Below are 21,600 nucleotides of genomic sequence, written 5' to 3'. Positions count from 1 at the left end.
CCCCGGCTTAGTGGTTCGATCGGACCACGACGCCGCGGCCTCCCCGGCCACGCCCGCCGCCCCCGTCGCCATGACGGGCCCGTCGGCGACCGGCGCTGGCGGCCACCGGCGCCGGTGAGGCCCTGGCCCGGCGTCCGTGACGCGACGGCAGCCGGACCGGCGTGCCCGCAGCCCGGTGCGCCCGACATGCCGGAAGGCATCGCGCAGAGCGAGGACTGCCTGACCGTGGAGGTGACCGCACCGGCCCGCCCCGGGAAGAACCGGCCCGTCATGGTCTGGCTGCCCGGCGGGGGGTTCGTCACCGGCGCCGGCTCCATCTACGACCCGGCCCGGCTGGTCACGACCGGCGACCCCAACGGGCCGGGCAGCCCGCGCTGGCCCCGCCTGGACGCCGCCGACCGTGCGCTCCGGCTCGCCCCCGGCGCGGTACGGCCGTTCGACCTGAAGAACGCCCACCGCTGCGGCCTCTGGTCTTGACGGAACGGGGTTCCGCCCGTGCTCACGACGTGACCCGGCCGCGACATGATCACATCATGAGACGGCTGATCATCTCGTTGGCGGCACTGGGCGCGCTGCTGGGGGGCGCCGCCCCCGCGCAGGCGGTGGCCAAGGACCCTGTCCAGGCACTGAAGGCCGTTCTGGGCCCCGGGCGCGGCGTGAGCTTCACCGAGACGGCCACCCTCGCCGACGGCGCCTTCGAGCAGGCCGAGCTCCGGCGCAGGGGCGCCTTCGAGCTCGACGCCGAGGGGCGCGTCAAGGCCCTGGACGTCACCACCACCGGCGGCGAGCACGGCCCCGAGCGGGCCATCGGCTTCAACCACCGCATCGGCGGCACCAGCTACCGTTCCGGCGGTCTTGTGGGGAAGTGGCTGAAGAAGGGCAAGACCTGGTGGGAGGACCGCCACCAGATGCACCTCTGGCACACCGAGCTGCTGGGGTATGACGAGCAGCTCGTCAACCCGGGCGAGCCCGCGACGCTGGCCGCCCTGCTGAGGAACGGGGTGCGGAGCGGCGACACCGTCACCGGCGCGATCACGTTCAAGGAGCTCGAGCGGGTCTCCCGGTGGGCGGAGCACGCCTCGCACATCGGCTGGGACGGGGGCACGAGGGTCTCCTACACCCTCACGCTGAGCCCTTCGGGCCTGGTTAGCGGGGTGCGGAGCACGTTCACGCTCGCCGGCGGCCTCGACGAGCTGGTGGGGAAGACCGTCCACGTCGACACCCGCTACGAGCGGTGGGGCGGCAAGGTGCCGATCAAGGCGCCGGACCCCCGGAAGACGACCTCCGAGCTGTGTGTCGAGAAGCTGTGCAAGTGGCGCCTGCCTAGCTGAGAGCTTGATCGAAGTTGACCTTGACACCGTGACAAGGTCTTCACTGGGGCCGAGGAGGTGGCCCCATGCCGCTGCAGGAAACGGTTACGGTTCAGGTCGTGCGAGGGTTGGCGGACGACGGTGCGTCGGTGCGCCTGCGGGCCGCGATGGCGGCCGGCACGACGCCTGACCCGGGGTTCGTCGGCGCGCTCGTCGAGCGGTGCGCGGTCGAGCCCGACTTCCAGGTGCGGGAGATGCTGACGTGGGCGCTCACGCGCCATCCGGCGTCGCTGACGGTCCCGGTGCTGGTCGACGAAGTACGCTCGGAGCGGGCGCAGGCACGGAGCCAGGCGCTGCACACCCTGTCCAAGATCGGGGATCGGCGAGCCTGGCCGGCGATCACGCCGCGGGTGCTGGCCGACGCCGACGACGAGGTGGCGCGGAGCGCCTGGCGGGCGGCGGTCGCGCTCGCGCCCGAGGACGAGCGGCCGGAGCTGGCCGTGGCGCTGACCGCGCAGCTCGGGCGGGGCGGGCGTGAGGTGCAGCTGAGCCTCAGCCGGGCGCTGGTGGCGCTCGGCGAGGTGATCGAGCCGGCCCTGCGCGCCGCCGCGGCGGACCCCGACCCTCGGGTGCGCACGCACGCGGCGGCCACCGAGCTGCTGCTGCGCGACCCCGACTCCGGGTTCGAGTTCGCCATCGAGGAGGCCAAGCGCGCCGTGGCGCTCGGCGTGGAGTAAGAGCGTGGAGTGACAGGGTGGAGTGAGAGCGTGGAGTGGCAGGGTGAGCAGCAGCGACAGGTGAGGAGGAGTGGCAGGCGGTGTTGATCGGTGAGGTGGCGCGACGGTCCGGGGTCAGCGCGCGCATGCTCAGGCACTACGACGCGCTCGGCCTGGTGCGGCCGACGGGCCGCACCAGCGGCGGCTACCGGGAGTACGCCGCCGAGGACATCCGGCGGATCTTCCACATCGAGAGCCTGCGCTCGCTGGGGCTGTCGCTGCGTGACGTCGGCCGGGCGCTCGACGATCCCGATTTCACCCCGGACGCGCTCGTCGACGACCTCATCCGCCGGACCCAGGAGCGCATCGCGGCCGAGACGGAGCTGCTGACGCGGCTGCGCCGGATCGGCGCGGCGGAGCCGGAGGGGTGGGAGGACGTCCTCCAGGCCGTCGCGCTCCTCCAGGCGCTGGGCTCGAAGAGCGCCGGGCGGCGGCAGCACGCGGCCCTGTCGTCGGTCCAGGAGGCGGCGGTGCCGGTGGAGGCGCTGGCCGAGGCGGTGCTCAGCGAGTCGAACCCGCACGTCGCGGGCGCGCTGCGCTGGGCGCTGGCGCGCTCGGGCGGTGACGGGCCGGCGCTGCTGGCCGAGGGCCTGTCCTCGCCGGCGGCCGAGGTGCGCGAGCGCGCCGTCCGGTCCCTCGCCGAGCTTCCCGGCGCGGAGGCGGCCGCGCCGCTGCGCGACGCCCTGGCGAGCCCGGACCCGGTGGTCCGCAGGCACGCGGCCCTGGCCCTGGGGCCGCGCGGGGTGGCCGACGCGGTTCCGACGCTCGTCGACATGGTCGTCGAGGGGACGAAGGACGTCGAGGCGGCCGACGCGCTGGGCGCGCTGGCGGCCGATCCTGCGCTGGCCGACCGGATCGCCACCATGCTCGCCGATCGCCTCGCCCCCGCGGGAGTCGACCCGGCCGCACGCCGGCGGCTGCCTCAGGCGCTCGCCGACATCCCGGGCGCCGTGGCCTCCCGGATCCTGACGGAGCTGTCCGGGGACGGGGACCGCGCCGTCGCGCTCACCGCGTCCTACGTCCTCGGCCTGCGCGCCGCCCTCTGACGGTCATCCCGCGGCGCGGACCCGGGACTTGGCCAGGTAGTACAGCCCCGTCGCCAGCCCGGTGACCAGCAGCACGAGCCCCAGCGCGATCATCACCGCGATGACCGGCCAGCGCAGCCCGTCGGGCACGTGCAGCGCCAGGAACCAGGACCGCTCGGCCGCGCCGCCGGACAGCATGAGCGCGGGTACGACGCCCTGCGCCACCAGCGGCACCCAGCACAGCGTCAGGCTGACGATCACGTACGCGCGCCGCCCGGCCGGGGCCAGGTCGAGCCCGAGCCGTTCCAGCCAGGCGTCGGGCCGCTGCGGCCGGACCCGGTGGGCCGCTGCCACCCGGGGCGGGACCAGAGGCAGGGACGGCCGGCGGCGGGCGGGCCGGGAGCCGGTGCGCAGCAGGTGGAGGAGCTCCGGCGCGGTGCGGCCCAGGACGGCCGCGGCGACCCGGCCGAGCAGCCAGGCCAGCGCCGCGCCGCTCACCACGCCCACAAGGGGCCCCGCCCACACGGGACCGAAGCGTACGGCGAAGAAGGCGGGCGCGGCGCAGGCCGCGGTGAGGATCAGCACCAGCAGCACCTGGGTGAAGTCGGTGCCGTTGTCCAGCAGGTTGCCGCCGCGCCGGTGCGGGTCGGCCATCGGCACCGGGCGCAGCACCGAGACGAGCACGGTCACGCCGGCGCCGCCGCCCAGCAGCGCGGGGACGAGCGCGGCCGGCCACGGCCACAGCGCGTACTGCCCGGACAGCGCCGTGAAGGCGATCGTGAGGACGAGGGTGGGCGGCGCGGCGACCAGCAGCCAGCCGAGCTGGCGGCCCCGGACGTCGTGCCGGGCGGCGCCGGGGATCATCAGCTTGCCCCACAGCTCGGTGCCGTCCTCGCCGTAGAGGTTGGCCGACACGGCGGCGGTCCACAGCGCGAACAGCAGCCCCGTCCACGGCAGGAAGACGGGCGCGCCGACGGCCAGCGGCAGCAGGCAGAACACCATCGCGTAGCCGAGCGCGAAGCACGCGAGGTGGAAGCGCAGCAGGTCACGGGTCCAGGTGCGCAGCTCGCGGGCGGCGACGGCGGTGACCGGGCCGCGTACCCACCGGTCGGCGGAGGCGCGCATGGGCCGCCCGCTCGCCCGGCGCGTGGTCAGCCGGCGGCGCAGCAGCACCGACCAGCCGGCCAGGCAGGCGACGCCGAGCGCCGCCAGCCCGGCGAGGGCCGCGGCCGTGGTGAGCCAGTCGCCGCGCCCTGCCGCCCGGACGGCGGTCAGGCTCCACCCGGACGGCAGGGTGTGCACCCAGGCGGAGAACGCCGGGGGGAACCCGGTGCGCAGCGCCTCCCCCACCAGCGGCGACAGCACCCAGCCCGAGTGCGTCCCGGCCAGGAGGGCGGCGCTGACGAACCCGGCCAGCGCCGCCCCCACGCGTGACCGCATGACCTGCCCGAGCAGCGCGGTGACCAGCTTGGACGCCAGGACCGTGCCGCCGAGCTGCAGTACGGCGGCGAGCACGCCGACGGCGACGGCCGCCGGGCCGAGCCCGGCCGTGACGCCCGCGACCACGAGCGCGGCGAGCGCCACCAGCGTGACTACGGGGGCGACGCCGACGAACGCGGTCGCGGCCAGCCCCGTCGCCAGCGCGCGGTGCGTGAACGAGTGCAGCGCGAAGTGCTCCGGGCGCAGCGTCTCGTCGCCGCCGCCGAACAGTGCCGGGCCCAGCAGCCAGCCCGCCGTCCACACGGCCAGCGCCGCGCCGACCAGGTCGAACCGCAGCTCGGCGACGGGGTAGCGCTGTGCGGCCAGCAGCAGGACGCCCGCGGCCAGCGCGAGCCCCACCAGCCCGCCGGTGATCATCTGGGCCGCGCGCGGGCCGGTCATGGAGTTGCGCAGGACGGCCAGCTTCATCCGGATCAGGACGCCAGCCACGCCAGCTCCCCCACCTCAGGCAGCTGGCCGCCGACCAGGCTGACGAACCGCTCCTCCAGGCTCAGACCGCCGCGCACCGCCGCCAGCGGCCCGGTGGCCACGACCCGGCCGGACGCGATCACGGCGACGTGGTCGCAGAGCTGTTCCACCACGGCCATGACGTGGCTGGACAGCACGACCGTCCCGCCGCCCTCGACGTAGCGGCGCAGGATGACCTTGATCGTCGCCGCCGAGACGGGGTCGACCGCCTCCAGCGGCTCGTCCAGCACCAGCAGCCTCGGCGCGTGCAGCAGCGCGGTGGCCAGGCCGATCTTCTTGCGCATGCCGGTCGAGTACTCCATCACCAGCGTGCGGCCGGCGCCGTCCAGGTCCAGGACGGCCAGCAGCTCGTCCGCGCGCCGGTCGACGTCGGCCCGGTCCATGCCGCGCAGCAGCCCGGTGAAGCGCAGCAGCTCGCGGCCGGTCAGCCGTTCGGGCAGGGCGAGCCCGTCGGGCAGGACGCCGATGAGGCGCTTGGCGGCGGGCGCGTCGGCCCACACGTCGACGCCGAAGATCTCGGCGCGGCCCGCGTCCGGCCGCAGCAGGCCGATCGCCATGGACAAGGAGGTGGTCTTGCCCGCCCCGTTGGGCCCGACGAGGCCGAAGAACGACCCGTCGGGCACCTCCAGGTCGAGGGCGTCGACCGCGCGCTTGGGCCCGAACGTCTTGGACAGGCCGGCGAGCCGCAGCGCCGGCGGATGGCCACGCATGACTTCCCCTTCAAGCTCTGAACGGCACGTGTCGTACCGTTTCGAGGGCAAGTGTGTGGGCGGCGTTCCGCTCGTGTCAATACGGCACGTGCCGTGCCATCCGCCGTGGTCAGCGGTTGCGCAGCTCCGCCGCCACCGCGCGTTCGCGCAGCCGCTCGGCCTCGGCCCGGGACGCCTCCAGCTCGGCCCGCAGATCCTCCAGCCGCGCCCGCTCCAGCCGCAGGTCGAGCAGCACCTGGTCACGCTCGCGCCCGGCCGCCGCAGTCTCTTCCCGGGCGCGTTCGCTCTCCCGCCGCGCCCGCTCGGCCTCCTCGGCGGCCTGTACGGCCTGCGCGCGGGCCTCCTCGGTACGCGCCTGGGCCGCCTCGACGCGCTCGGCCAGCTCCTGAACGGCCTGATCCCTGGCCCGCTCGACCAGCTCGACGTGCCGCGCTGCCTCCTCGGCCCGCCGCTCGGCCGCCTCCGCGCGCCGCCCCGCCTCCTCCGCGGCCTGCAACGCCTGCCGCTCGGTGCTGGCCGCCTCCCGCAGCGCGGCGAGCGCCTGCTCCCTGGCCCGTTCGGCGTCGGCCAGCGCGGTGTCGCGCTCGGCCTCGGCCTCCTCCAGCCGCACCCGCATGTCGGCCGTCTGCCGCCGGGCGTGCTCGGTGGCCTCGCGGGCCAGTCGTACCTGCTCGAAGGCCTGCTCGCGCTCGGTGCGCGCGATCGCCACCCGCGTGTAGGCCTCCGCCTGCACGGCGCTGAGCCGGGCCTCGACCCCGGCGGGGCTCAGCTCCTCGGCCAGCGCCCGCGCCAGCGGCTCGATGGCCGCCGCGAGCCCGCTCTCCATCCGCTCGTAGAGCTGCTCGGCCCTGGCCAGCGCCCCTTCCAGGCCTGGCGTGGCCCGCCGCAGCTCCCGCTCGCGCTTGGCCGTGGCCTGGCAGTCGCGGCCCGGACAGTATTCCCTGGGCCGGCCGCGGCCCCGCTTCTGCTCGATCGCCGCTCCGCACTGCTTGCACGGGGTCACGGTGACGGCGTCGTCCGGGGCGGTCATTGGCGCACTCTAGCATTTCTGTTTTCCAGAAATTGAAATTCAGAAATTCGGTCACACGACGGCTTGACTCTTACGTGACGTGAGTCCGTACGGTCACCGGCATGGCGAAGAAGAAGATGACCTCCCCCCTCACCGCCGAGGAGAAGCGTGAGGTCTGGGGCGAGTGGGCCGACCGGGAAGAGGAGTACCTGGACGAGGTCGAGCAGCGGTGGGGCGACTCCGAGGCGTACGCGCAGTCGGCGAAGCGGGTCGCGACCTACGGCAAGGAGGACTGGGAGCGGATCAAGAGCGACAACGCGGCGATCGAGGCGCGCATCCGCGAGCTGATGGACGCCGGCGCCGACCCGGCCGGCGAGGCGGCCATGGACGTGGCCGAGGCGCAGCGGCAGCACATCTCGCGCTGGTTCTACGACACCACGCACGACTTCCACGTGCTGAAGGGCGAGCTGTACGTGGACGACCCGCGCTTCCGGGCGGGCATCGAGGCCGGCACGCGTCCGGGCGCGGCCGAGTGGCTGCGTGAGGCGATCCGCGCCAACGCCGAGCGGTTCAGCCGCGCGTGACGCCGCCGACGACCGTGGTCACCATCCGGTGCACGGCGTCCGGCTCGGGCCGGGCGCCGGTGCGGTCGGCGTAGAGCAGGTGGCCGGCGCCGATCAGGGTGGCGCCGAGCGTGTCGACGTCGGCGTCGGCGGTGACGCGGCCCAGCTCGCGTTCGGCGGCGAGGTAGGCGGCCAGCATGGTCGCGGCCTCCGTCAGGACCGGGATGCCGACGGGCCAGGTCGCGCGCAGCCGAGCGCGCAGCTCGTCGCGGAAGACGACGAGCGCGACGATTGCCACCGCGACCGACTCGAACAGGGCCGACAGCGCGGCCGTGAGGTTGCCGGCGACGGTCCCGGTGCCCGCGGCCTCGCGCAGGGCGGTGATCTGCGGGGCCATCCGGTGGACGCGGTCGAGCACGAACTCGGCGAGGAAGGCGTCGAAGTCGGCGAAGTGCCGGTGCAGGACGCCCTTGGCACAGCCCGCCTCGGTGGTCACCGCCCGGCTGGTCAGCGCGTTGGGCCCGTCGCGGAGCAGGATGCGCTCGGCCGCGTCGAACAGCTGATCGCGCACGTCGCGAATGGCCACACCGGTCGGCATCGTGCGTCCCCCTTGTCGAGTGGGCAGTTGCCCACTATGGTGGGCGCATGCCCACTATACCGTTGGGGGCCTCCGAGCCCCATCATGCCCGGCAGGTCGCCGAGGGGTTCGGCGCGGACGCCACCCTCTACGACCGGACCCGCCCCCGCTATCCCGGCGCCCTGATCGAGCGGATCGTCGCGAGCAGTCCCGGAGCCGACCTGCTCGACGTCGGCAGCGGGACCGGGATCGAGGCCCGGCAGTTCCAGGAGGCGGGCTGCCGCGTGCTCGGCGTCGAGCCCGACGAGCGGATGGCCGCCTTCGCCCGCGGCACCGGGGTCGAGACCGAGGTGGCGGCCTTCGAGACCTGGGACCGCGCCGGCCGGACCTTCGACGCGGTCGTCTCCGGGCAGGCCTGGCACTGGGTGGACCCGGTCGCGGGAGCCGCCAGGGCCGCGGAGGCGCTGCGGCCCGGCGGCCGGCTGGCGCTGTTCTGGAACGCGTTCCAGCCTCCGGCCGACTTCGCGGAAGCCTGCGCGGCGGTCTACCGCAGGGTGCTGCCCGAGCTGCCGATCTTCAGCCGTACGGTGCCCGACGTGGAGACGTACACCGCGCTGCTGGACAGGGCCGAGGACGGCATCCGGAAGGCGGACGCGTTCGGCGAGCCGGAGCGGTGGCGCTTCGACTGGGAGCGGCGCTACACCCGGGACGAGTGGCTGGAACAGATTCCGACGTTCGGCGGCCACAACCAGCTCCCGCCCGGCAAGCTCCGCGACGTCCTGGCGGGCGTCGGGGCCGCCGTCGACGCCTTGGGAGGCGCCTTCACGATGGGGTACGCCGCGGTCGTGGTCACCGCGGCCCGGACGGTGTGAACGCGGCGGCTACCCGGCCCTCTCCCCCGGCCGGGCCCGGCCGGGGGCGCTCCCTCAGCGCGTGAGCGACCGCTCGTGCTCCTCCTCGTCCAGGGGAACCTTCTCCCCGCCGTACGCGAGCGACATCCGGGCGCGCAGCCGGCCGAGCGGGCCGCGCAGCCGGGCGGGCGGGACCTCGGAGGCGGCGGGGGCGGCGTCGGCGAGCATCGGCACGGGCTCCTTGCCGCGCAGGTGCGCCTCCATGTCCTCGGCCAGCGGCGCGTGCACCTCGGTGAACGCGCCGCCGGGCAGCCGCTTGACCACGCCGGTCGGCAGGCCGTGCCCGACGAGCTCGGCGTCGGAGCGCTGCAGGCCCAGGCAGATCCGGTACGTGATGACGTACGCGAGCACGGGCCCGGCGATCACCAGCACGCGACCGGCGTAGGTGGTGGCGTTCAGGCTGATGTGGAAGGTGGCGGCGAGCTCGTCGTTGGCCCCCAGCAGCCACAGCACGCCGTAGAAGACGACGGTGGTCATGCCGATCGCCGTGCGGTGCGGGTTGTTGCGCGGCCGGTCGAGGACGTGGTGCTCGCGCTGGTCGCCGGTGATCCAGCGTTCCAGGAACGGGTAGAGCACCATGCCCGTGAGGACGAGGCCGAGCGGCACCAGCGCCGGGACGACGACGCTGAGCGGCACCGTGCCCGCATGGCCGGTGCCGAACAGGTTGACCTCCCAGGCGGGCATCAAGCGCAGCGCCCCCTCCAGGAAGCCCAGGTAGAAGTCGGGCTGGGAGCCGGCCGAGATGTCGGCCGGGGTGTAGGGCCCGTACAGCCACACGGGGTTGATCTGGGCGAAGCTGGCGAGCCCGGCCACCGAGCCCAGCGTGAACAGGAAGAACGCGCCGGTCTTGGCCATGAACGACGGGTAGAGCGGGGCGCCCACGACGTTCTTGCGGGTGCGGCCCTTGCCCGGCATCTGGGTGTGCTTCTGCACCCACATCAGCACCAGGTGCACCGAGACGAGCGCCAGCAGGATGCCCGGGATGAGCAGGATGTGCAGCGCGTAGAAGCGGGAGACGACGTCCTCGCCCGGATACTCGCCGCCGAACAGCAGGAAGGTCGCGTACGTGCCGACCACCGGCAGCGACATGAGCACGCCCTGGGTCACCCGCAGGCCGGCGCCCGACAGCAGGTCGTCGGGGAGCGAGTAGCCCGTCAGGCCCTCCAGCAGGGCCAGCGCGAGCATCGTGACGCCGATGACCCAGGTGAGCTCGCGCGGCTTGCGGTAGGCGCCGGTGAAGAACACGCGCAGCGCGTGGACCATCATGCCGCCGATGAACAGCAGGGCGGACCAGTGGTGGATCTGCCGGATGAGCAGCCCGCCGCGCACCTCGAAGCTGATCTGCAGAGTGGAGGCGTACGCCTCCGACATCTGCACGCCCTTCAGCGGGGCGTACACGCCGTCGTAGACCACGTGGCTCATGCTCGGCTTGAACCAGAACGTCAGGAACGTGCCGGTGAGCAGCAGGATGACGAAGGAGTAGAGCGCGATCTCGCCCAGCAGGAAGGACCAGTGGTCGGGGAAGATCTTGCGCAGGTTGCGGTTCAGGAAGCGGGCCGCTCCCAGGCGTTCGTCGAGGAACGACGATGTCCGGGCGACGCCGCCGGGGACCGTTTCCATGCGTGCTACTTCCTTTCTGTCCGCGTTCACCACTAAGACGCCACAGGGCGAGGAAATGTGACATCGGCGACGTCGCATGGGGTGCGCCCGATGTCACAATCGGCGGCGCTGCGGCGTCTTATGAGCGACTGACGCACGTTCGAGACACGGCGAGGTGAGCCATGGCGACCCCTTCACACACCGGCCCCGGCTCGTGGCACATCGTCCTGGAGGCGACCGAGGCGAAGCTGACGGCGCGCGGCCTGAAGGGGCCCCGGCTCCTGTTCGCGCCCACGCGGCTCGACGGCGCCTTCTACCTGCGGCCCGACGCCGTCCTGGCGGGCTTCGCGCTGGAGCTGCCCCTGCCCTCGCACCGGGCCGAGCCGCCGGTGCTGCGCTGGGAGTCGGCTGAGCTCGACCGCGACGGGCACGCCTGGCTGCGCTTCGGCAGCCAGGCGGTGCGCTCCCCCGTCACGGTCATGTGCGCGGAGATCCCCGGTGAGCGGCCCTACGTGAAGATCGTCCTGGAGACCGTGTTCTCCTCGCGGAACCTGCGGCTGCCCGCCTGGTTCCTGCCGCGGACGGTCACGCTGCGGCTGTTCACCGAGCTCCGCCCCTGGTGACCGGGGGCGGTCCTCACCACGAGATCGGGCCGAGCCGGTCGCTGAAGGTCCCGGTCGGCCCGTCCGCGCCGATCGTCGCGAGCCTGACGATCGAGTCGGTGCCCTCGGTGACGGTCAGCGTCCCGGTGTGGTGGTTCATGTCGGTGGCGGCGTAGGTGCGGTTCACGACCTCGCCGGGCGTGATGGCGTTGAACTTGATCTCCGGGAGCGCCTGCGCGTATCGGACGGTGAGCATGTTCAGCGCGGCCTTGGACGAGGCGTAGGCGAGCTCGTGCATCGACGCGGAGGGCTGGTCCGGGTCGGTGATCACCGCGAAGGAGCCGGCGCCGCTCGACACCATCACCACCCGCGGGCACTCGGCCTCGCGCAGCAGGGGCAGGAACGCGTGCGTGACCCTGACCGGCCCGTACACGTTCGTGTCGTAGACGGCGTGGATCTCCTCCGCCGTCGCGTCGGCGGGCGGGACGCCCCTGCCGGACGCGCCGGCGTTGTTGATCAGCACGTCCAGCCGGTCGGTGTGCTCCCGGACGAGCGTGACGGCGGCGGCCACCGACTCCTCCGACGTCACGTCCAGCGGCACCAGGACCACGCGCGCGCCGCCCGCGGCCAGCTTGCCGGCCGCCTCCCGCCCCCGGCCCTCGTCACGCGAGCCGAGAAAGATCGTCCACCCCAGCTCGCCGAGCCGCCGGGCGGCCTCCAGGCCCAGCCCCTTGTTGCCCCCGGTGATCAGCGCCGACGTCGTACGGACTGCCATGTCCACTCCCCATGTCAGGTGCGGGTCGTTCATTCGGTCGGCCATGAAGATGCCGGTGACCCGGCCTTTGTGACGTCGAGATGTCACAGATTCGGGGGAAGTGGCATCTTGTGCACGAAACCGATGGCGCACGACCAGTCAGGAGCACTCATGTCCAGCGGCGCGGATCCCGCCACCGAGGCGTTCGTCGCCCACCGCAACCTGCTGTTCACGGTCGCGTACGAGATGCTCGGCTCCGCCGCCGACGCCGAGGACGTGCTGCAGGAGACCTGGATGCGCTGGGCGGGCGTCGACCTCGGGGTCGTGCAGGACCCGCGCGCCTACCTGGTCAAGATCACCACCCGGCAGGCGCTGATGCGGCTGCGCGCCCTGGGCCGGCGCAAGGAGTCCTACGTCGGGCCGTGGCTGCCCGAGCCGCTGCTGACCGCGCCCGACGTGGCCGAGGACGTGGAGCTGGCCGACAGCGTGTCGATGGCGATGCTGCTGGTGCTGGAGACGCTCACGCCGACCGAACGGGCGGTGTTCGTGCTGCGCGAGGTGTTCGACCTGGGCTACGACGAGATCGCCGATGCCGTGGGCAAGAACGCGGCCGCCGTCCGCCAGATCGCCCACCGGGCCCGCTCCCACGTCGCCGCCCGCCGCCCGCGCGGCGACGCCTCCCCCGCCGAGATCCGGGGCGCGCTGGAGGCGTTCCGGCGCGCGGTCGAGACCGGCGACCTGCAGGGGCTGCTCGACATCCTCGCCCCCGACGTCGTCGTCCTGAGCGACGGCGGCGGCGTCAAGCAGGCGCTGCTGCGGCCCGTGCGCGGCGCCGAGCGGGTCGTCCGCGTCTTCGCCACCGGCCTGAAGAGGTTCGGCGCCGCGATGTCGCTCGAACCGGCGCAGGTCAACGGCGGCCCCGCGATGCTGATCCGGCTCGACGGCGAGCTCGACGGCGTCCTGGCCGTACGGGTCGAGCACGGCCTGGTCACCGGCCTGTACTACGTGCGCAACCCCGAGAAGCTGTCACGCGTAATGAGCGAGACCGCCATCCACCTGTGACCCGCGCGCGGGCTAGCGGTTGTAGAGCCGCCGCGCCAGCAGGTAGCCGGTCAGCGCGATGACCGCGCTCCACACCGCCGCCTGCGCCAGGCTCGCCCCCGGCGCGCGTCCGTCCAGCAGCGCGCGCAGGGACTCGATCACCGGCGTGAACGGCTGGTTCTCGGCGAACCAGCGCAGCCCGGCCGGCATCGACTCCGGCGGGACGAAGCCGCTGCCCAGGAACGGCAGCATCATCAGCGGCATCGGCAGGTTGCTGGCCGTGGCGACGCTCTTGGACATCAGCGCGAGCGCCACCGCCAGCCAGGTGATCGCGAAGGTGAACATCGCCAGCACCGCGGCCACGCCGAGCCAGTCCAGCACCGAGGCGGCCGGGCGGAAGCCGATCAGCAGCGCCGCCAGCAGCACCACCGCCATCGCGATGAACGTCTGCACCATCGCGCCGAGCACGTGCCCGGTCAGGACCGAGACCCGGGCGATGGCCATCGTCTTGAACCTGGCGATGATGCCCTCGGTCATGTCGGTGGCCACCGAGATCGCGGTCCCCTGCGCGGCCGCCGCGACCGTCATGATCATGATGCCGGGGGTGAGGTAGCCGGTGTAGGCGGCCCGGTCGCCGCCGATGCCCACGCCCATCGTCCCGCCCAGGACGAAGACGAACAGCAGCAGGAACACCACGGGCACGGCCGCGAACGTGATGATCAGCGTCGGGTAGCGCCAGATGTGCTTGACCTGGCGGCGCAGCATCGTGGCCGAGTCGATGACCGCGTTCATCGGGCGGGCTCCTTGGTGAGGGTGAGGAAGACGTCGTCCAGGTCCGGGCTGTGCACGGTCAGCTCGGCGACCTCGACGGCCTGGCCGTCCAGCCAGTCGAGCAGCTTCTTCAGCGTCCTGACGCCGCCCTCGTTGGGGATCTGGGCGGTCAGCGTCGCGTCGTTGCGCGAGGCGGCGCCCAGGTACGGGACCACCCTGCGGTAGCCGTCGGCGTCGGCGAAACGCACGACCACGCGGCCGCCCGGCACCAGCCGCTTGAGCTCGTCCGGGGTGCCCTCGGCGACCAGCTCGCCCTGGCTGAGCAGGGCGATGCGGCCGGCCAGCTCGTCGGCCTCCTCCAGGTACTGCGTGGTCAGGAAGATGGTGACGCCGTCCTGCTCGACCAGGTCGCGGACGATCTGCCACATCGTGCGGCGGCTGCGCGGGTCCAGGCCGGTGGTCGGCTCGTCGAGGAAGATGAGCCGGGGCGTGCCGACCATCGTCATCGCCAGGTCGAGCCTGCGCCGCATGCCGCCCGAGTAGGTGGCCGCCGGCTTGCCCGCGGCCTCCGTGAGGTCGAAGCGCTTCAGCAGGTCGCGGGCGCGTGCCCGGCCCCGGGCGCGGCCGAGGTGGAGCAGGTCGGCCATGAGCCGCAGGTTCTCCTCGCCGGTGAGGAAGCCGTCCACGGCCGAGAACTGGCCGGTGACGCCGATCGCGGCACGCACCTTGTCGGGCTCCGCGGCCAGGTCGTGCCCCGCCACCCGGATCTCGCCGGCGTCGGCCTTGATCAGCGTGGACAGGATCTGCACCGTGGTGGTCTTGCCCGCGCCGTTGGGGCCGAGCAGGGAGAAGATCGTGCCCTGCGGGATGGTGAGGTCGATGCCGTCCAGGACGCGGTGCGGCCCGTACGCCTTGCGCAGCCCGGTCACCGAGATGGCGGCGTCCGCCACCGCGCTCACCTCCGGTCCCAGGTGACGGGCAGGCTGACGACGCCCTGCACCTGCGTGGGGTCGGTGCGCGTCCGCACCTCGTGCTCCGGCACGGCCAGGCGCAGGCCCGGGAAGCGGGCGAGCAGCGCGGGGAAGGCGACGCGCATCTCGACGCGGGCGAGCTGCTGGCCGAGGCACTGGTGCACGCCGTGGCCGAACGCGAGGTGCCCGGCGGTGGCGCGGCGCAGGTCGAGCAGGTCGGGGTCGGGGAACTTGGCCGGGTCCCGGTTGGCGACGTCGAGCGCGACGACGACCGTGTCGCCCGCCTTGAGCTGGACGCCGTCGAGCTCGACGTCCTCCCGCACACCGCGCATGCCGAGGGCGGCGATGGACAGGTAGCGCAGCAGCTCCTCGACGGCGCCGCCGATCAGGCCGGGGTCGGCGCGCAGGGCGGCGAGCTGCGCGGGGTTGCGCAGCAGGGCGTAGGTGCCGAGCGCGAGCATGTTGGCGGTGGTGTCGAGCCCGGCGCTGAGCAGGAAGGCGGCCACGCCGCCGAGCTCGTCGTCGTCCAGCTCGCCGCCCTGCGCCAGGTCGCTGAGCAGGTCGTCGGTCGGCTGGGCGCGCTTGGCGAGCGCGAGCTCCCGCAGGTACACGCCGAGCTCGGCGAACGCGGTGTACTGGGCCTCGGCGGCCTCCGCCGTCCCGGCGTCGGCGAGCGTCCGCGTCTGGTCCTGGAACCGGCCGCGGTCCTCGTACGGGACGCCGAGCAGCTCGCAGATCATGAGCGCGGGGACGGGCCGGGCGAAGACGTCGAGCAGGTCGGCGGGCGGCCCCTGCCGCTCCATGGCGTCGAGCCGCTCGCGGGTGATCTCGGTGACCCGTTCGGTGAGCAGGTTCATCCGGCGGACGGTGAACCGGCCCGTGAGCAGCTTGCGGAAGCGGGTGTGCTCGGGGGCGTCCATGCCGGTCAGGTCGCCGACGGGGGCCGGCGGCAGGTGCCCGCCCATCAGCGGGTGGTACAGGGTCTCGTAGCGGGAGCTGAAGCGCGGGTCGGCGAGGATCTGCCGGACCGCCGCGTAGCCGGTGGCCAGCCACACGCCGGGCGCGCCCTCGGGCGTGGCCAGGCGGGCGATCGGCCGTTCGGCGCGCAGGGCGGTGAGCGCGGGGGCGGGATCGAAGGGGCAGCCGGGCGCGCGGTCCAGGGACGGGGCGACCGGCTCATCGCGATAGTACGTGTTCGACATACGTTGAAAGCTACGTTGCGCCGGAAAATGCTGTCAATCAACCGGAGTGCATAAGTCCAGGTCAGAGCGGCGAAACTGGTGCAATGACGATGGGCGCGAATGCACCGTCTTGTTGCAATGGGTGATGGCGAACGCAATACTGACGGCATGCCTGGAGGACGCTTGACCCAGCGGGACCGGCAGCGCATCTCGGCCGGGCTCGCCCAAGGGCTGCCCTATGCCGAGATCGCCCGGCGGCTCGACCGGCCGACCTCGACGATCAGCCGGGAGATCGCCCGCAACGGCGGTCCCGCCGCCTACCGGCCCGAGCAGGCCCACCGGGCGACCGAGCGGCGGGCCCGGCGCGGCCCCCACGCCGCTCCCCGGTCCGCCGGATCGGCCGCCGGCCGGGCCGCCGAGGCCGAGGACACCGTCGTCGAGATGGCGGTCGCGATGGGGCTGCCCAGGATGATGGCCCGCGTCCTCATCGCCCTGTGGCTGAGCGACGAGGGCAGGCTCACCTCGGCCGGGCTGTCCGACCGGCTCAGGGTCAGCCCCGCCTCGGTCTCCCTGGCCGTCGGCTACCTGGTCCAGCAGGGGCTGATCAGGCGCGAGCGCGACCCGCAACGCCGCCGCGACGTCTACGTGGTCGACGACGACGCCTGGTACCAGGCGATCGTGACCAGCGCGTGGCAGACGCTCCACGCGGCGGAGACCGCCAAGCAGGCGGGCGAGAGCTTCGGCCCCGAGACGCCCGTCGGCCGCCGCCTCGCCCACGGCGGCGCCTTCCTGGAGCGGATCAGCCTCGACGTCCTGGAGTCCGCCGAACGCTGGCGCCACCTGCTGCCGTGACCCCCGCCTGGTCAGGTCCGGCCCTGGGCGCGGTCCTTGCCGAACGTGACCTCGGGGTGTCGCGGCGACGGCCCGTCCAGCAGCGGCTGCCGCGTGCCCCTCAGGTGCCGGTCGAGGAAGGCCGCCACGTACGTGCGGGTGAGCTCCACGGCGCGCCCCGCCGCCATGATCCCGGTCGCGGGCCGGACGCCGAAGGCGGCGGTCAGCACCGGCCCGTCGGTGAACGACTGGTGCTCCGCGCCGGTCACGACGAGCCAGCGCTTCCACCCGGTCAGCAGCTTCCAGTCCCGGTCCCACGAGCCGTCGCCGCCGCCGGGCCCGTGCTGCGGGGTGCCGACGAACATGAACGGCCGCGCGAGCCCGCCCCGGGGGATCCTGGCGTAGGTGCTGCCGTCCAGGTCGATCCCGGCGCGCACCCGGGGGTCCGTCACCATGGCCGCCAGGGCGGCGGCCCCGCCGATCGACTGGCCCGCCATCGCGATCCTGCCCGGATCGACCAGCCCGGTGCCCGCCAGCCGGTCCAGGACGAACGACACGTCGGCCGCCCGGCCGCGCACCACACGGGCGCCGAAGCCGGGGTCGGTGTCGCTGTCGCAGGCCAGGCACTCCGCGACCGTCCCGTCCCGCCACGTGGTCGCGTAGCTCTCATGGGTGTGGTCGATCCCCGCCACCGCGTACCCCCGGCTGGCCAGGTCCTCGGCCAGCGACGTGAGCAGGCTGACCGGCTTGGTGAAGCCGGGCGACAGCACCACCAGCGGCAGCTCGCGCCCCGCCGGCTCGGCGTCCCGGATCGCGTGCGTCCGCGTCCGGCTCAGCAAGTCGTACGGGACGCCCGCGATCCGGCCGCCCTTCAGGTTGAGCTCCGACTCCTTCGGCGTCATGTACGGGGCCGGCTCCCCGTCCCGCCGCTCGGCCGGATACCACAGCGTGACCTTGAGCCGCCGGGTCCGGGCGTCGGGGTCCCAGGGGTCGGGGCGGGAGTCGTCCTCCACGTACATGGTCCTGGTGCCGACCCGGTGCGGGCCGGTGGGGGCGGGCAGCGTGGCGGGACCGGCCGGCGTGGCCGGGGCGGCGGCCGTCCGGGGCGGGGCGGGCGCGGCGCACGCGGTCGCCAGCGTGACGACGGCGAGCGCCGCCAGGATCGCTCTCATGAGGCCTCCCTCAGCAGGCGCAGGCCCTGCGCCAGCGCGGGATCGCGCCCGGCGGCGGCGTCGCGCGGGGTCAGGGGCGCGTAGTGGTCGGGCGGCACGCCGATCCGGTCGATCACCTCGCGGTGCGGCCCGAGATGGCGCTTGCCCGGCAGGCTCAGCGTGGTGTGGTTGCCGAGCCGGTACGCCTGCGCCGGGCCGGAGATCACCCCGGCGGTCCTGGTGCCGACCAGCTGCCCCGCGCCCAGGGCCTTGACGGCGGAGCTGAAGTGCTCGCACGCCGAGGCGCAGCTGCGGTCGACGAGCACGACCAGCGGCAGTCCGACCAGCTCGACGGTGTCGTCGGTGCGCGACGTCTCGCACCGGCCGTCGCCCGCGCACTGGTAGGCGGTGACCTGGCCGTGCGCGAACGCGCTCACCAGCCGCACCGCCTCGTCCGGGCTGCCGCCGCCGTTGCCGCGCAGGTCCAGCACGACACCGGCGAGCGTCCGGCCCGCGCGCAGCCGCGCGATCGCCCTGAGCGCCCGGTTCGCCGAGTCGGGCGCGAACCCGGCCACCCGTACGTAGGCGACGTCGTCGTCCAGCAGCCTCGACCGCACCACCTGGAGCTCGGCCAGGTCCCGCTGGTAGAGGCCGGGCCTGAGCGTCACGCTCCAGCGGCGGCCGGTGCTCTCCCGCAGCAGGCTCAGCCGGACCGGCCGGGCCCGGGGGTAGGGCTCGTACAGGGCGGCGATCGCGGCCGTGGCCTTCCCGCCGATGAACGGGGCCGATCCGTCGATCGACTCGATCACGTCGCCGGGCCGCAGCCCGGCGGCCCGCGCCGCGCCGCCGTGCACGGCCGTGACGAACAGCGGGGGCACCGCGGCGGCGGGGTTGCCGTGCACCTGCGGGCCGTCGGCGCTCGCCTGGAGGCCCAGGCCGTAGCCGTCGCCGTCGTAGTGGCCCGGCGGCCGGGCGAGGCCGTGCGTCCAGCGGGCGTGGTTGTCGCCGAGGCTCGCCACGATGGCCTCCAGGGTGACGACGGCCGGCTGGTCGCCCAGCCCGGGGACCTGGCCGGTGATCTTCCGGAAGGCGGTCTCGAACGCGGCCCAGTCGGCCTTCCGGTCGCCGGTCAGCGCGGGCATGGTGGCTTCGGGCAGGTCGCGGCCGTGGCGGTCGAGCTCCCGCGTCAGCGCGGCGAACCCGGCGGTCAGCAGCGAGCGGGCGTCCAGGGCGGCGCCGCCGTAGTAGGAGCCGAGGATGCAGAAGTACGCCTGCTCGATGACGTCGATCGTGGTGGCCGTCTCGGCGGCGGGCGGGCCCGCGGGACGCTCGCAGGCCGTCCCGGCCGCTGTGCTGCCTGTGCCGCCCTGGCTGCGCGGCGGCGCGGGCGCCGTGCACGCGGTGGCGGCCAGGAGCAGGGCGAGCCCGGCGGCCGCTGTCCTGGCCGTCATGACAGGCGCCTCCGCACCCACCGGAAGGACAGCCCCGTCAGCGCGGCGGTGAGCAGCGCGTAGATGCCCGTCTCCATCCACTGCAGGGCCCAGAAGCGGTCGAGGGGCTGGTAGGCGGCCCGCTGCCGGTAGCCGAGCCGGCTGAGCTCGGCCAGGCAGGCCTCCGGGCCCTGCCGCGCCTGCTGTGTCCCGCAGGGCCCGGAGGTGACGGAGACGCCGTGGACGACCGCCTCGTCACCGCTCGCGGCCAGCGTGCGGCCCGAACCGTCGATGAGCTCGCTCGACAGCACCCACGCCCCCGTGTGCCCGGGGATCGCCTGGGTCAGCGTCACCGTGGTCAGCCCGTCGCGGCGCACGCCGAACATGTCGACGTTCTCCTGGGCGAGGTCGAACGTCGAGGTGACCGGCGGCATCAGGTGCGGCCTGACCAGCAGCGGCATGGCGACCTGGACCGCGGTGAAGACGAGCAGCGTGAGCGCCATCGCGGGCAGCGTCCGCTTGACGAGCATGCCGATGCTCACGCCGAGGACGAAGGCGAAGGCCGCGAAGCCGAGCGGAAGGATGCCGCGCGCGCTGAACACCAGCGGGTCCATGAGCGCGAAGCCCTCCGGCGCCGACTGGTCGAGCGGGCCCGACCACCAGGTGACCGCGAGCCCGCTGACCCCGGCGGCGGCGGCCGCGACCAGGCCGGTGAGGGCGAGCTTGACCGCCAGCCAGCGCCTGCGGGTGATGCCCTGGTTCCACACCAGCAGGTGGGTGCCGGCCTCCAGCTCGCGGGTGATCAGCGGCGCCCCCCAGAAGAGGCCGACGAGGGCGGGCAGGATCAGGACCACGAGGGTGCCGGCCAGGAACGGCATCCGGTACGCGTCGAAGAACCGGTCGTAGAAGTGCAGGCACTCCGCGCCGGGCGCGCAGGCGGCGAGCCCGGCCGCGTAGTCGGCGGCCAGCCGCGAGCCGGTCGGCGCCAGGACGGCGGCGAGCGCCACGAGCAGGGCGGACGTCATCAGGGCCGCGCCGCGGAACTGCCGCCAGGTGAGCCAGATCATCGCCGCACCTCCAGGGCGGGCCGGGGGTCGGCGGCGGTGGAATCGTCCATGTACGCCAGGACCAGGTCCTCCAGCGTGAGCCGGCTGACCGTCCAGGCCGGGTCGAGTATCGGCCGGTCGGTGCGGACGACGTACGTGCTCTGCCGGTCGGTGTGCCGGGCGGAGACGACGTGCTGGTCGGCGGGCAGCGTGCCGGGGTCGCGGCGCGGGCCGGTGAGGCGGTGGTGGGTGGCCAGCAGCCGCTCGGCCTCCCCCGCGATCCGGACCCGGGAGTCGACCAGCACGATCAGGTAGTCGCACGTCCGTTCCAGGTCGGAGACCAGGTGGGAGGAGAGCACGACGCTGAGCTCGTGCTCGACCGTCGCCTCCATCAGCCCTTGCAGGAACTCGCGGCGGGCCAGCGGGTCGAGCGAGGCGACCGGCTCGTCCAGGATCAGCAGCTCGGGCCGCTTGGCCAGGCCGAGGGTGAGGGCGAGCTGGGCGCGCTGGCCGCCGGACAGCCGGCCGGCGCGCTGGGCAGGGTCGAGGCCGAGCCGGGCGATCCGCTCGCGCGCCGTCGCGGCGTCCCAGCCGGTGTTGAGCCGGGCGCCCAGCCGCAGGTGCTCGGCGACGCTCAGCCCGGCGTAGACGGGGGTGTCCTGGGCGACGAAGCCGACCTTGGCCAGTTGCGCGGGCCCGGCGGCGGGCCGGCCGCCCAGCACCGACAGCCCGCCGGTCGTCGGCTGGAGCTGGCCGCCGGCCAGCTTCAGCAGCGTGGTCTTGCCGGCTCCGTTGGGCCCGACCAGCCCGACGACGTGCCCGTCGGGGATGTCGATGGTGCACTCGCGTAACGCCCAGCGTCTGCCGTATCGCTTGCCCAGCCCGCGGGCCTCCAAGACGGAACTCACGCGATGTCCTCCTGTGCGGCGGTCCTGAATGTGGTCATGAAGAGGGCCTCGATGCTCTCGTCGTCGAGCCCGGCCCGGCGCGCCTTGGCCAGCCAGTGCCGCAGCTCCAGCCGCAGCGGGCCGTGCGCGGCCAGCGACGTGCCGGCGAGCGTGGCCGTCACGAACGTCCCGACGCCCGGCCGGGCGGCGACCAGGCCCTCGTGCTCAAGCTCCCGGTACGCCTTGAGGACGGTGTTGGCGTTGATCGCCAACTGCGCCACGACCTCCTTGAGGGTCGGGAGCTGGTCGCCCTCGTGGAGCAGCCCCAGCCGGAGCGCGTGCCGTACCTGCTGGACGATCTGCTGGTAGGGCGCGAGGCCGGACTTGGCGTCCAGGTAGAACTCGATCACCATTTCTCCATTTATCTAGTGTTCTAGGACATTAGATGGTTGCAGATATGGCCAGGGTTAACTACTCCGGAAGCGCG

General features: G+C 73.9%; 23 protein-coding genes. 9 read left to right on the top strand and 14 right to left on the bottom strand.

Going from position 1 to position 21,600, the window contains the following annotated elements; translation table 11 throughout:
* Positions 1 to 18 precede the first annotated feature (18 nt).
* The 4 genes from ACWDXC_RS35450 (at position 19) to ACWDXC_RS35435 (ending at position 3,132) form a co-directional block, all read left to right on the top strand.
* The gene (locus ACWDXC_RS35450) at positions 19 to 477 is read left to right on the top strand and encodes a carboxylesterase family protein (RefSeq protein ID WP_449989623.1); all 459 of its coding nucleotides are present in this window, start codon (positions 19 to 21) and stop codon (positions 475 to 477) included.
* Positions 478 to 533: 56 nt separating this feature from the next.
* On the top strand, positions 534 to 1,331 hold the full coding sequence (locus ACWDXC_RS35445) for a hypothetical protein (protein ID WP_449989558.1): 798 nt from the start codon (positions 534 to 536) through the stop codon (positions 1,329 to 1,331).
* A gap of 65 nt (positions 1,332 to 1,396) precedes the next feature.
* Positions 1,397 to 2,047: a HEAT repeat domain-containing protein gene (locus ACWDXC_RS35440; RefSeq protein ID WP_449989555.1), complete on the top strand. Its 651-nt coding sequence runs from the start codon at positions 1,397 to 1,399 to the stop codon at positions 2,045 to 2,047.
* 80 nt (positions 2,048 to 2,127) lie between these two features.
* Positions 2,128 to 3,132 (top strand): MerR family transcriptional regulator, encoded by a 1,005-nt coding sequence (locus ACWDXC_RS35435; RefSeq protein ID WP_449989552.1) that lies wholly within the window; start codon positions 2,128 to 2,130, stop codon positions 3,130 to 3,132.
* 3 nt (positions 3,133 to 3,135) lie between these two features.
* Here the strand turns inward: ACWDXC_RS35435 and ACWDXC_RS35430 are convergent, their stop codons facing one another.
* The 3 genes from ACWDXC_RS35430 to ACWDXC_RS35420 form a co-directional block, all read right to left on the bottom strand.
* Positions 3,136 to 5,040: a hypothetical protein gene (locus ACWDXC_RS35430; RefSeq protein WP_449989550.1), complete on the bottom strand. Its 1,905-nt coding sequence runs from the start codon at positions 5,038 to 5,040 to the stop codon at positions 3,136 to 3,138.
* Positions 5,025 to 5,789 carry an ABC transporter ATP-binding protein gene (locus ACWDXC_RS35425; RefSeq protein ID WP_449989548.1) on the bottom strand — a complete coding sequence of 255 codons (765 nt, stop codon included), beginning with the start codon at positions 5,787 to 5,789 and terminating at the stop codon, positions 5,025 to 5,027. The genes ACWDXC_RS35430 and ACWDXC_RS35425 overlap by 16 nt, the downstream gene beginning before the upstream one ends.
* 109 nt (positions 5,790 to 5,898) lie before the next feature.
* The gene (locus ACWDXC_RS35420; RefSeq protein ID WP_449989545.1) at positions 5,899 to 6,819 is read right to left on the bottom strand and encodes a hypothetical protein; all 921 of its coding nucleotides are present in this window, start codon (positions 6,817 to 6,819) and stop codon (positions 5,899 to 5,901) included.
* A gap of 101 nt (positions 6,820 to 6,920) precedes the next feature.
* On the opposite strand from ACWDXC_RS35420, the gene ACWDXC_RS35415 reads away from it, so the two are divergent.
* Positions 6,921 to 7,382 carry a TipAS antibiotic-recognition domain-containing protein gene (locus tag ACWDXC_RS35415; RefSeq protein ID WP_357587992.1) on the top strand — a complete coding sequence of 154 codons (462 nt, stop codon included), beginning with the start codon at positions 6,921 to 6,923 and terminating at the stop codon, positions 7,380 to 7,382.
* On the opposite strand, the gene ACWDXC_RS35410 is transcribed toward ACWDXC_RS35415, so the two are convergent.
* Positions 7,369 to 7,959 carry a TetR/AcrR family transcriptional regulator gene (locus tag ACWDXC_RS35410; protein WP_449989542.1) on the bottom strand — a complete coding sequence of 197 codons (591 nt, stop codon included), beginning with the start codon at positions 7,957 to 7,959 and terminating at the stop codon, positions 7,369 to 7,371. The genes ACWDXC_RS35415 and ACWDXC_RS35410 overlap by 14 nt on opposite strands.
* A gap of 47 nt (positions 7,960 to 8,006) precedes the next feature.
* Here ACWDXC_RS35410 and ACWDXC_RS35405 point away from each other — a divergent pair, with 47 nt between their 5' ends.
* Complete coding sequence (locus ACWDXC_RS35405) at positions 8,007 to 8,810, top strand: class I SAM-dependent methyltransferase (RefSeq protein WP_449989539.1); 804 nt, start codon at positions 8,007 to 8,009, stop codon at positions 8,808 to 8,810.
* A gap of 54 nt (positions 8,811 to 8,864) precedes the next feature.
* Here ACWDXC_RS35405 and qcrB read toward each other — a convergent pair whose 3' ends face one another.
* Positions 8,865 to 10,469: a cytochrome bc1 complex cytochrome b subunit gene (gene qcrB, locus ACWDXC_RS35400; protein WP_449989536.1), complete on the bottom strand. Its 1,605-nt coding sequence runs from the start codon at positions 10,467 to 10,469 to the stop codon at positions 8,865 to 8,867.
* A gap of 161 nt (positions 10,470 to 10,630) precedes the next feature.
* On the opposite strand from qcrB, the gene ACWDXC_RS35395 reads away from it, so the two are divergent.
* Complete coding sequence (locus ACWDXC_RS35395; RefSeq protein ID WP_449989533.1) at positions 10,631 to 11,071, top strand: hypothetical protein; 441 nt, start codon at positions 10,631 to 10,633, stop codon at positions 11,069 to 11,071.
* 13 nt (positions 11,072 to 11,084) lie between these two features.
* Here ACWDXC_RS35395 and ACWDXC_RS35390 read toward each other — a convergent pair whose 3' ends face one another.
* The gene (locus ACWDXC_RS35390) at positions 11,085 to 11,825 is read right to left on the bottom strand and encodes an SDR family NAD(P)-dependent oxidoreductase (RefSeq protein ID WP_449989530.1); all 741 of its coding nucleotides are present in this window, start codon (positions 11,823 to 11,825) and stop codon (positions 11,085 to 11,087) included.
* Between the two features lie 150 nt (positions 11,826 to 11,975).
* Between ACWDXC_RS35390 and ACWDXC_RS35385 the strand changes: the two genes are divergently transcribed.
* The gene (locus tag ACWDXC_RS35385) at positions 11,976 to 12,866 is read left to right on the top strand and encodes an RNA polymerase sigma-70 factor (RefSeq protein ID WP_449989527.1); all 891 of its coding nucleotides are present in this window, start codon (positions 11,976 to 11,978) and stop codon (positions 12,864 to 12,866) included.
* 12 nt (positions 12,867 to 12,878) lie between these two features.
* Here ACWDXC_RS35385 and ACWDXC_RS35380 read toward each other — a convergent pair whose 3' ends face one another.
* The 3 genes from ACWDXC_RS35380 to ACWDXC_RS35370 are packed head-to-tail and all read right to left on the bottom strand — an operon-like array spanning position 12,879 to position 15,789.
* Positions 12,879 to 13,637, bottom strand: a complete 759-nt coding sequence (locus ACWDXC_RS35380; RefSeq protein WP_449989524.1) for an ABC transporter permease — start codon at positions 13,635 to 13,637, stop codon at positions 12,879 to 12,881.
* Positions 13,634 to 14,566 carry an ATP-binding cassette domain-containing protein gene (locus ACWDXC_RS35375; RefSeq protein WP_449989620.1) on the bottom strand — a complete coding sequence of 311 codons (933 nt, stop codon included), beginning with the start codon at positions 14,564 to 14,566 and terminating at the stop codon, positions 13,634 to 13,636. Before ACWDXC_RS35375 ends, ACWDXC_RS35380 begins: the two co-directional genes overlap by 4 nt.
* 5 nt (positions 14,567 to 14,571) lie before the next feature.
* Positions 14,572 to 15,789, bottom strand: a complete 1,218-nt coding sequence (locus tag ACWDXC_RS35370) for a cytochrome P450 (protein WP_449989522.1) — start codon at positions 15,787 to 15,789, stop codon at positions 14,572 to 14,574.
* A gap of 147 nt (positions 15,790 to 15,936) precedes the next feature.
* On the opposite strand from ACWDXC_RS35370, the gene ACWDXC_RS35365 reads away from it, so the two are divergent.
* A complete protein-coding gene (locus tag ACWDXC_RS35365) occupies positions 15,937 to 16,620 on the top strand; it encodes a helix-turn-helix domain-containing protein (RefSeq protein WP_449989520.1) in 684 nt (227 codons plus the stop codon).
* 11 nt (positions 16,621 to 16,631) lie between these two features.
* Here ACWDXC_RS35365 and ACWDXC_RS35360 read toward each other — a convergent pair whose 3' ends face one another.
* The 5 genes from ACWDXC_RS35360 to ACWDXC_RS35340 are packed head-to-tail and all read right to left on the bottom strand — an operon-like array spanning position 16,632 to position 21,523.
* Entirely contained in the window at positions 16,632 to 17,771 is a 1,140-nt protein-coding gene (locus ACWDXC_RS35360; RefSeq protein WP_449989517.1) for an alpha/beta hydrolase family protein, read from the bottom strand.
* Positions 17,768 to 19,201: a S41 family peptidase gene (locus ACWDXC_RS35355; RefSeq protein WP_449989514.1), complete on the bottom strand. Its 1,434-nt coding sequence runs from the start codon at positions 19,199 to 19,201 to the stop codon at positions 17,768 to 17,770. Before ACWDXC_RS35355 ends, ACWDXC_RS35360 begins: the two co-directional genes overlap by 4 nt.
* The gene (locus tag ACWDXC_RS35350; RefSeq protein WP_449989511.1) at positions 19,198 to 20,247 is read right to left on the bottom strand and encodes an ABC transporter permease; all 1,050 of its coding nucleotides are present in this window, start codon (positions 20,245 to 20,247) and stop codon (positions 19,198 to 19,200) included. Before ACWDXC_RS35350 ends, ACWDXC_RS35355 begins: the two co-directional genes overlap by 4 nt.
* Complete coding sequence (locus ACWDXC_RS35345; protein WP_449989508.1) at positions 20,244 to 21,134, bottom strand: ABC transporter ATP-binding protein; 891 nt, start codon at positions 21,132 to 21,134, stop codon at positions 20,244 to 20,246. Before ACWDXC_RS35345 ends, ACWDXC_RS35350 begins: the two co-directional genes overlap by 4 nt.
* Entirely contained in the window at positions 21,131 to 21,523 is a 393-nt protein-coding gene (locus ACWDXC_RS35340; RefSeq protein ID WP_357587968.1) for a GntR family transcriptional regulator, read from the bottom strand. Before ACWDXC_RS35340 ends, ACWDXC_RS35345 begins: the two co-directional genes overlap by 4 nt.
* Between the last annotated feature and the right edge of the window lie 77 nt (positions 21,524 to 21,600).

It is taken from the genome of Nonomuraea sp. NPDC003214, from assembly GCF_053590035.1.
Note: the sequence above shows the minus strand (reverse complement) of the source record. Positions and strands in the feature narration are given on the sequence as shown.